The organism is Faecalibacterium hattorii, assembly GCF_003287455.1.
Taxonomy (GTDB): domain Bacteria; phylum Bacillota; class Clostridia; order Oscillospirales; family Ruminococcaceae; genus Faecalibacterium; species Faecalibacterium hattorii.
Window position 1 is genome coordinate 96,547 of the sequence record NZ_PRLC01000012.1, and the last position, 9,202, is coordinate 105,748.

Consider the following 9,202-nt stretch of genomic DNA (forward strand, 5'->3'; position numbering starts at 1 on the left):
CCCTGCGCCCATCGTGGCGCACCGGCAGATTCAAAGAGTTTTGCACAATAATGATACATCTTTGTCAATCTATTTCTTATCTAAAGTATACAGCGGATGCGCAGAATGTCAAATGGATTGGGACAATTTTTTGCAAACTTAAGAAATCTTAGCTGCCGCATAACCATCCGGCGGGCGGGGGACACTGAAAAAAAGAGATCCGGAGGAGCATATGGCAGACGAAAAAAACGCCCCCGTCGAAGAACGGCGGCTGGAAAAAGAGCAGATCGAAGACATGGGCAGCGTATACCGCACCAAAGGGGCCCACGCCATCCACTGCCTGACCGTCATCGGCCAGATCGAGGGCCACGTGGAAGCGCCGCAGGGCCAGAAGACCACCAAGTATGAGCATGTCATCCCGCAGCTGGTGGCGGTGCAGGAGGACCCGGCGGTGGAAGGGCTGCTGGTGCTCTTGAACACTGTGGGCGGCGATGTGGAAGCGGGGCTGGCCTTGGCTGAGCTCATCGCCAGCATTTCGAAGCCCAGCGCCGCCGTGGTGCTGGGCGGCGGGCACTCCATCGGCATCCCGCTGGCCGTCAGCGCCCAGCGGAGCTTCATCGTGCCCACCGCCACCATGACCGTCCACCCGGTGCGGCATTCCGGCATGATCTTGGGTGTGCCCCAGACGATGCGCTGGTTCGAGCAGATGCAGGAGCGGATCACCGGCTTCGTGGCGGCCCACAGCGGCATCTCCGCCGAGCGCTATACCGAGCTGATGCTCCGCACCGGCGAGCTGGTCATGGATGTGGGCACGGTGCTGGATGGCCGCAAGGCCGTGCGTGAAAAGCTCATCGACAGCCTCGGCGGCATCTCGGATGCGCTGGGGTGGCTGTATCGGGAAATCGAAGGGAAATAACCTCTCAGTCTCGCTTCGCTCGACAGCTCCCCTAGTAGGGGGGCCCTTGGCATATCGGGTCGGCCCTGCTGGCTGCTTGGTCGCAAAAGGGCATAAGCGGGCTCTGTTTTCGTTGCCAAGTTTCTGTTTCCGTGGTACAATAAAAGAATCGAATAATCTGCGAGAAGGATACAGGGTTTTAACGGAAGATGGCAACAAAAAAACGAAAATCGACAGCAAGACGCGCACCTGCGCGGAGAAAGAGCCGGGCACAGGAGCGGATGCCCGCAGGGCTGGGCACCTTGTTTGCGGGGCTGCTGCTCATCGTGCTGGCCTTTGTGGAGGGCAGTTCGGTGTGGAAGAGTCTCCACGAGGTGCTGTTCGGCCTGTTTGGCTGTGGCAGCTTCGTGCTGGGCGCGGCGGTGTGTTATCTGGCCATTCTGTACACGCGGGGCGAAGACCTGCTGGGGCAGGTGTTCAAGCTGCTGCTGGGGCTGATCTTCGCCAGCGGCACGGTCATCGTATTTTCGGACATCCCCGCCGACATCCCTGCCGCCCGGATGGTGGCTGAGTGCTACCAGAACGGCGTGACCGCATGGCTGGGCGGCGGCGCGCTGGGGGCTCTGCTGGGCGGCAACCTGCTGCTGCTCTGCGGGCGTCCGGCGGCGAACCTTGTCATGGTCGTGCTGGCGCTCTGTGCCAGCCTGTACATTTTTGATATCACCCCCGCCGAGCTGTGGCAGTGGGTGTGCGAACTGGGCGGCGGCGTCCATGAAAAGGGCGTGGCCGTCTACGAGCAGAACGCCGCCCGCCGCGCCGAGCGGGCCGCAGCCCGTCAGGCTGAGGAGGAAGCTGCCGCGCTGGAAGCCGGAGAGGAGCCGGAAGCATCCGACGACGCGGAGGAACCGTCCGGTTTTGCGGCCCCCGGCTGGCTGTCCGGCGTTTTCAGCTGGGGCCACAAGGTGACGAAAGAACTGGAGGGCGAGGCGGAACCCGAACCGGTGGACGACTCCCTCGGCTACGAGGAACCGGCCCCCGCTCCCGCGCCGACGCCCGCCGCACCGCAGGAAGCCCCGGCCTTTACGCCGGTTCAGGTGGGCACGCCCCACCCCCGCGCTTCCTTTGACATCGACCTCGGCCCGGACAGCACCCCCGTCGTGGAGGGGGGCAGTGAGCCCATCGAACCCTTCATCGTCGGGCCCGGCGGCACCTTCGGGCAGGATCCCCTGCGCAAGGCCGCGCCCCGCGCCATCGTGAAGCCGGTGGTGCCGGACGCCGTCGAGACGGCGGCGGAGGACTTCTTCGCAAAGCCGGAGGAGCCGGTGCAGACCGTGGCCCCAGAGGCTCCGGCCCCGGTGGTGACGCCCGGCATCCCGGTGCAGCCTGAGGCGGCGGAACAGCCCGAAGCCGAAGGGCCGGACAGCATCTTCCGGACGCCGACCCTGCCCACCACCGACGAGCCGTCGGTGCCGGTGCGGGTGATGGCCGACAACGTGATGGCTATGCGCTCGGCACCGGATGAGGACGGCTGGATCAGCATCACCAGCGAACCGGTGGAGGAAAAGGACATCAATACGCTGGTGGCAGCGGCTATGGAGAAGCCCGCCGTGGGCGAACAGGCCGCCGCCACGGCCCCCGCCGAGGAGCCGGAAGCGGCGGAGAGCTACCAGTACCAATACCCCGGCATCGACCTGTTTGAGAAGGCCCCGGAGGAGAGCGACCCCAACGCGCAGGACGAGCTGAAGGCCAACGCCCAGAAGCTTGTGGACACGCTGGAAAGCTTCGGCGTCCGCACCCGCGTGCTGGATATCTCCCGCGGGCCCTCGGTCACCCGGTACGAGGTGCAGCCCATGGCGGGCGTCAAGATCAGCCGCATCACCTCGCTGGCCGACGACATCGCGCTGAACCTTGCCGTGGCCGATGTCCGCATGGAAGCGCCCATCCCCGGCAAACCGGCGGTGGGCATCGAGGTACCCAACCACAAAAAGACCCCGGTCTACATCCGCAGCGTGTTTGAGAGTCAGGCCTTCCTGCGGATGACCTCGCCCTTGGGCATTGCGCTGGGCAAGGACATCGCGGGTGTGGCACAGGTGGCCGACCTGTGCAAGATGCCCCACCTGCTCATCGCGGGCAGCACCGGCAGCGGCAAATCTGTCTGCGTCAACAGCATCATCATGAGCTTGCTGTTCCGCTCCAGCCCGGAGGACGTCAAGCTGATCCTCATCGACCCGAAGGTGGTCGAGCTGGCCGAGTACAACGGCATCCCGCACCTGCTGATGCCGGTCATCACCGAACCGAAAAAGGCGGCGGGTGCGCTGAGCAGCGCCGTGCAGGAGATGGAGCGCCGCTACCACCTCTTCGCGGAGAACAATGTCCGCGACATCAAATCCTTCAATAAACTGGCTGCCACCGACCCGATGCTGGAAAAGATGCCCTACATCGCCATCATCATCGACGAGCTGGCCGACCTGATGATGGTGGTGGGCAAGGACGTCGAGGACTCCATCTGCCGCATCGCCCAAAAGGCCCGTGCCGCCGGGATGCACCTGATCGTGGCTACCCAGCGCCCCAGCGTGGACGTCATCACCGGCCTGATCAAGGCCAACATCCCCAGCCGCATCGCCTTCGCGGTGTCCAGTCAGGTGGACAGCCGCACCATCCTCGATGGTGCCGGTGCCGAAAAGCTGCTGGGCATGGGCGATATGCTCTTTATGCCCGTGGGTGCCCCGAAGCCCATCCGCATCCAAGGCACCTTCGTGCGGGATGAGGAGATCAGCCGCGTGCTGGACTTCATCAAGCAGAGCGCCACCGTGCAGTACGACGAGGCCATGATCGAAGCCATGGAGAAGCACGCCATCATGGACGGCAAGAAGGGCACCTCCTCTGCCGACGCCGACGAGGAAACCGGCAGCGACCCGATGCTGAAACAGGCCGTGGAAGTGGTCATCGACGCCGGTCAGGCTTCCACGAGCCTCTTGCAGCGGCGGTGCAAGCTGGGCTATGCCCGCGCCGCCCGCATCATGGACGAGATGGAGCAGAAGGGCATCATCGGCCCCTACGAGGGCGCTAAGCCCCGCGCCGTCCTCATCAGCCGCCAGCAGTGGCTGGAAATGCAGATGAACCAGCCGGATGAATCATAAACAGGAGAGCCAAATGCAACGACCATTGACTTGTGTTGAAATATGTGCTGGTGCAGGTGGACAGGCATTGGGCCTTGCAATGGCAGGGTTTGTCCATGTTGCGCTTGTGGAGTATGAACCGGAATATTGTGATGTATTAAAAATGAATCGCCCTGAATGGAACGTTCTTTGTTCAGATGTTCATGACTTTGATGGAAAGCCTTATAGAGGAGTGGATCTTTTAGCGGGTGGTGTTCCATGCCCACCTTTTTCCATAGCGGGAAAGCAACTGGGAAAGGATGATGAGCGCGATCTTTTTCCAGAGGCAATCCGTTTGATTGAAGAGATTCGGCCACGTGCGGTGATGTTGGAAAATGTTCGTGGATTTTTAGATGCAGACTTTGACGAGTACAGGAATCACATTTTCACTTCGATTCAGAAGCTTGGGTATGCTACGCACATAAAACTTTTGAACGCTTCGGATTATGGAGTTCCTCAGCTTCGACCTAGGGTAGTGATTATCGGGATACGAAAAGATCAGTGCGGAGCATTCGAATATCCAGAGGAAAAGCCAGATGCAGCAAAATCTGTCGGGGAAACACTTTGTGATTTGATGGCTGGGAATGGATGGAAAAAAGCTAAGCAGTGGGCAGTGGGCGCAAATAAAATCGCTCCAACCTTAGTTGGTGGTTCCAAGAAACATGGAGGACCCGATTTGGGGCCGACAAGAGCAAAGACTGCATGGGCTGAATTGGGCGTGGATGGTAAAGGCATTGCAAATGAAGCACCCGCGCCTGATTTTGAAGGGATGCCGCGATTGACCAGCCGGATGATGGCCCGGATTCAGGGATTTCCAGATACGTGGACGTTTGGAACAAAAAAGACTGCTGCGTGCCGAATGATTGGAAATGCTTTTCCGCCACCGGTTGCTGAAGCAGTTGGAAAAAAAATAAAGGAGTGTTTAGAATATGGATGCGTTGATTGCGGCAGCGAGACACCAGTTTCACAAAAGGCTGTTTGAAACGAACACGTTAACTTTGACAACATCGGGTGTGGCATCAAATGCAGATACAAGCAGTCGTCCGTCAAAGGCGATCTCGCGAAAAGTTGTAGATATTTTGGTGGATGAACAGCATCATGAAGTGGCAGTGATTGACAAAGTATCGGGGCAGACGCTCGGTAAACAGTTTGAAAAACTGACAATGGAATTTTTACGGGACACATTTCCTCAGATGCAGTCGCTGCGCCCCGGTAAATGGACGATTCTCCAGCTTGGAAATAACAATCGACTAAAGACGAGTGACTTCGCTCAGTATGAACACCTTGCATATCTGAATGCGCTCACGGAACAGAACGCACAGTTAGCGGCAGCGTTAGGGAACGATTACCTTGTTGCTCCAGATGTGGTCATATACAGAGATCTGTGTGAAGATGAAGAAATCAACGAGAGCAGAAAAATCGTAGATGATACAGTTTCTAAAATGGCAGATATTCGAAAAAGAAATGGTGGAAAACCAATCCTTCATGCGAGTATCTCTGCCAAATACACGATGAGAAGTGACCGCGCACAGAACAGTCGGACGGAAGCTCTGAACCTGATTCGAAATCGAAAAGGACATCTGCCGCACATTGTCGTTGTAACAGCAGAACCGATGCCGGGGCGTTTGGCGTCGCTTGCATTGGGAACCGGAGATATTGATTGTGTTTATCACTTTGCTCTCTATGAATTGATTCGTGCGGTTAAAGAGGTAGGATCAGAAGATGCAATTGAGATACTGAACACCTTGGTACAAGGGAAAAGACTCAAGGACATTTCTGATCTCCCGTTGGATTTGTCCGTATAATTCTACATAACAATACACATACAAAAGTGGATGAGGATACGAAATAAAACAATGCAGCAGAACACCCCTTCTTCCCAATCGGTCTACACCGAATTCCTTCCCATCAGCCGCGCGGACATGGAAGCGCGGGGGTGGGACCAGTTGGACTTTGTGGTCGTGGGCGGCGACGCCTATGTGGATCACCCCAGCTTTGGCACTGCCATCATCAGCCGTCTGCTGGAAGCCGAGGGCTACAAGGTGGGCGTGCTGGCCCAGCCCCGCTATACCGACTGCGAGGACTTTAAGCGGTTCGGCAAGCCGAAATACGGCTTCTTTATCGGCGGCGGCAATGTGGACAGCATGGTGAGCCACTACTCGGTGGCCAAGATCCCCCGCGCCGAGGACGAATACTCCCCCGGCGGCATCGGCGGGGCCCGGCCGGATCGCAGCGCCACCGTTTACACCAAGCTCGCCAAGGAGGCCTACCCCGATCTGCCCGTGATCTTGGGCGGTCTGGAAGCGTCTCTGCGGCGGTTCGCACATTACGACTACTGGCTGGATACCGTCCTGCCCAGCATCGCCGAGGACTCCGGGGCCGACCTCATCAGCTTCGGCATGGGCGAGCACCAGACCGTCGCCATCGCAAAGCGGCTGGCGGCGGGGGAGCCTGTGAGCTCCATCACCGATGTGGACGGCACCTGCTACCTGACCGACTTCGACCACCTGCCCGAAAAGTACGTGGAGTGCGCGGGCTTCAAGAAGGTGGCGTCCGATAAGGTGGCCTACGCCAAGGCGTGCCGCATCCAGATGGACAATCAGGATGTCGTCAGCGGCCAGATCATCGTCCAGAAGCAGAGTGAGAAGTACCTCGTCCAGAACATCCCGGCAAAGCCCTTGGTGCGCTGGGAGCTGGACAAGGTCTACGCCCTGCCCTACACCCGCCGGTATCACCCCATCTACGAGGCCATGGGCGGCGTGCCCGCCATCCGGGAGGTGCAGTTCTCCATCATCCAGAACCGCGGCTGCTTCGGCGGCTGCAACTTCTGCGCCATCCAGCTCCATCAGGGCCGCCGCGTCACCAGCCGCAGCGCCGACAGCATCGTGGCCGAGGCGGAGCGGATGACCCATGAACCGGATTTTAAGGGCTACATCCACGACATCGGCGGCCCGACGGCCAACTTCCGGTTCCCGTCCTGCCGCGAGCAGATGCTGCGGGGCATGTGCAGCGGCGGCAAGCACTGCTTGGCCCCCACCACCTGCTCCCACATGATCGTGGATCACAGCGATTACCTGAAGATCCTCCGCCGTGTCCGGGAGCTGCCCGGCGTCAAGAAGGTCTTCATCCGCAGCGGCATCCGGTTCGACTACCTGATGGCCGACCCGGACGACACCTTCTTCAAGGAACTGGTGGAGTACCACGTTTCCGGCCAGTTGAAGGTGGCCCCGGAGCACTGCGCCCCCAACACCTTGGCCTACATGGGCAAGCCGCCCATCCAGACCTTCAACAAGTTCAAGGACAAGTTCTATGAGCTGAGCAAGAAGGCGGGCAAGAAGCAGTACCTCGTGCCCTACCTGATGTCCAGCCATCCCGGCAGCACCCTGAACGACGCGGTCTATCTGGCCGAGTACCTTTATAAGAACCACATGCGCCCGGAGCAGGTGCAGGATTTTTATCCCACCCCCGGCACCGTGAGCACCTGCATGTTCTACACCGGTCTTGACCCCTACACCCTGAAGCCGGTCTTCGTGGAGAAGACCGCCGAGGGCAAGGCGCTGCAGCGGGCGCTGCTCCAGTATTACGAGCCGCGCAACGCCGAAAAGGTCATCAAGGCGCTCAAGATGACCCACCGGGAGGACCTCATCCCGCTGCTGGTCCCCGCCGAGGGACGCCGCGCCGTCCAGCGCTCGGCACGCCGGGCCGAGGCGGCAGAGGTGACCATCCACAACGACGGCACCTATACCGTCCGGCCCAACGGCAAGGGCGGGAAGGGGAAGACCGCGAATCGTGCTGCTGCCCCGGCGGGCCGCCAGCCCAGCCCCGGTGCGCGGTTCGCGCCCCACGCGGCCCCCGGCCACAAGCCGAAAAACAATCAACAGAAAGAGAATACGACGTGGAAAACTACAAAACGGAAAAAGTAAGCTTTTGGCGAACCCCCTTCCGCCGCCTTGCGGCTCTTGCGCTGGCGGCGGCGCTGGCACTGGGGCTGGCCGCCTGTGATGTTTCCTCGGTGGTGCCCGGCGGCAGCGCCGATGTCATCCCGAACCCGTCCAGCACAGCCCAGACCGACGGCGACCCTGCCAACGACAGCTTCCAGATGCACTTCCTCGATGTGGGACAGGCGCTGAGCGTTCTGGTGGAGTGCGACGGGCAATACATGCTTTACGACGGCGGCAATGTGGACGATGGCAGCATGGTGGTCAGCTACCTGCAGAATCAGGGCGTGGAGGAATTGCAGTACGTCTTCTGCTCCCACGCCCACGAGGATCATGTGGGCGGTTTGGCCGCTGCACTGGCCTACTTCCCGGCCAACCATGTCTACAGCCCGGTGACGGATGCCTCCACCAAGTGCTTCCAAGATTTCGTCAAATACACGCAGCAGCAGGGCTTGCAGGTGGAGGTGCCCGCAGTGGGCACCGTCTGGCAGCTGGGCAGCGCGACCATCACCCTGCTGGGCCCGGTGGCGCAATACAGCGAGACGAATGACACCTCTCTTGTCCTGCGGGTAGACTACGGCTCCACGAGCTTCCTCCTCACCGGCGACATGGAAGCCGACGCCGAGCGCGACCTTGTGAACAGCGGGGCGAACCTGAAGGCCGATGTCCTTCAGGTGGGGCACCACGGCTCCAGCACCTCGACGAGCTACATCTTCCTGAACGCGGTCCTGCCCGAAATGGGCGTCATCTCCTGCGGCGTGAACAACAAGTACGGACACCCCCACGAGGAGACCCTGAGCATCCTGCGGGATGCGGGGGTGGACGTCTACCGCACCGACCTGCTGGGCACCGTCGTCATCGGGTCGGATGGGCAGAACTACACCATCCGCACCGACAAGACGGCCACCGATGCCGAGCTGAACCCCACCGATCCGGCGGCGTCCGGCACGGCCCAGCAAGCGTACATCGGCAATGTGAACTCGAAAAAGTTCCACCTGCCCACCTGCCCGAACCTCCCGGCGGAGAAGAACCAGATCCTTTTCTCCAGCTACGATGAGGCGGTGGCGGCGGGGTATACGCCCTGTTCGACCTGCGTCAAGTAAACTCCCTCAAGGAGGGTGCCCCAATAAAGGAAAAATCCCCTCTCAGCCTTACTGAACTGCACCCTATTTGTTAGACAGTATGGTATACTGTTTAGGAAATGGGGTGTTTTTGTATGCCAAAGGGACAAC

General features: G+C 60.0%; 6 protein-coding genes. All 6 read left to right on the plus strand.

The annotated features are described in order from the left end of the window. The first annotated feature begins 211 nt into the window (after positions 1-211). On the plus strand, positions 212-895 hold the full coding sequence (locus tag C4N23_RS09520; protein WP_097839936.1) for a ClpP family protease: 684 nt from the start codon (positions 212-214) through the stop codon (positions 893-895). 188 nt (positions 896-1,083) lie between these two features. Next, positions 1,084-4,014 carry a DNA translocase FtsK gene (locus C4N23_RS09525; protein ID WP_112145626.1) on the plus strand — a complete coding sequence of 977 codons (2,931 nt, stop codon included), beginning with the start codon at positions 1,084-1,086 and terminating at the stop codon, positions 4,012-4,014. A gap of 13 nt (positions 4,015-4,027) precedes the next feature. Continuing rightward, the gene (locus C4N23_RS09530; RefSeq protein ID WP_112145628.1) at positions 4,028-5,014 is read left to right on the plus strand and encodes a DNA cytosine methyltransferase; all 987 of its coding nucleotides are present in this window, start codon (positions 4,028-4,030) and stop codon (positions 5,012-5,014) included. Then, a complete protein-coding gene (locus tag C4N23_RS09535; protein WP_097791433.1) occupies positions 4,962-5,837 on the plus strand; it encodes an NgoMIV family type II restriction endonuclease in 876 nt (291 codons plus the stop codon). The genes C4N23_RS09530 and C4N23_RS09535 overlap by 53 nt, the downstream gene beginning before the upstream one ends. Before the next feature lie 51 nt (positions 5,838-5,888). Beyond that, positions 5,889-7,955 carry a YgiQ family radical SAM protein gene (locus C4N23_RS09540; RefSeq protein WP_112145630.1) on the plus strand — a complete coding sequence of 689 codons (2,067 nt, stop codon included), beginning with the start codon at positions 5,889-5,891 and terminating at the stop codon, positions 7,953-7,955. Continuing rightward, entirely contained in the window at positions 7,928-9,073 is a 1,146-nt protein-coding gene (locus C4N23_RS09545; protein WP_112145632.1) for a ComEC/Rec2 family competence protein, read from the plus strand. The genes C4N23_RS09540 and C4N23_RS09545 overlap by 28 nt, the downstream gene beginning before the upstream one ends. The last annotated feature ends 129 nt before the right edge of the window (positions 9,074-9,202 follow it).

Coding starts and splice junctions, on each gene's coding strand:
- C4N23_RS09535 (WP_097791433.1), top strand. CDS start 4,962: ATGGATGCGTTGATTGCGGCAGCGAGACACCAGTTTCACAAAAGGCTG.
- C4N23_RS09530 (WP_112145628.1), top strand. CDS start 4,028: ATGCAACGACCATTGACTTGTGTTGAAATATGTGCTGGTGCAGGTGGA.
- C4N23_RS09520 (WP_097839936.1), top strand. CDS start 212: ATGGCAGACGAAAAAAACGCCCCCGTCGAAGAACGGCGGCTGGAAAAA.
- C4N23_RS09525 (WP_112145626.1), top strand. CDS start 1,084: ATGGCAACAAAAAAACGAAAATCGACAGCAAGACGCGCACCTGCGCGG.
- C4N23_RS09540 (WP_112145630.1), top strand. CDS start 5,889: ATGCAGCAGAACACCCCTTCTTCCCAATCGGTCTACACCGAATTCCTT.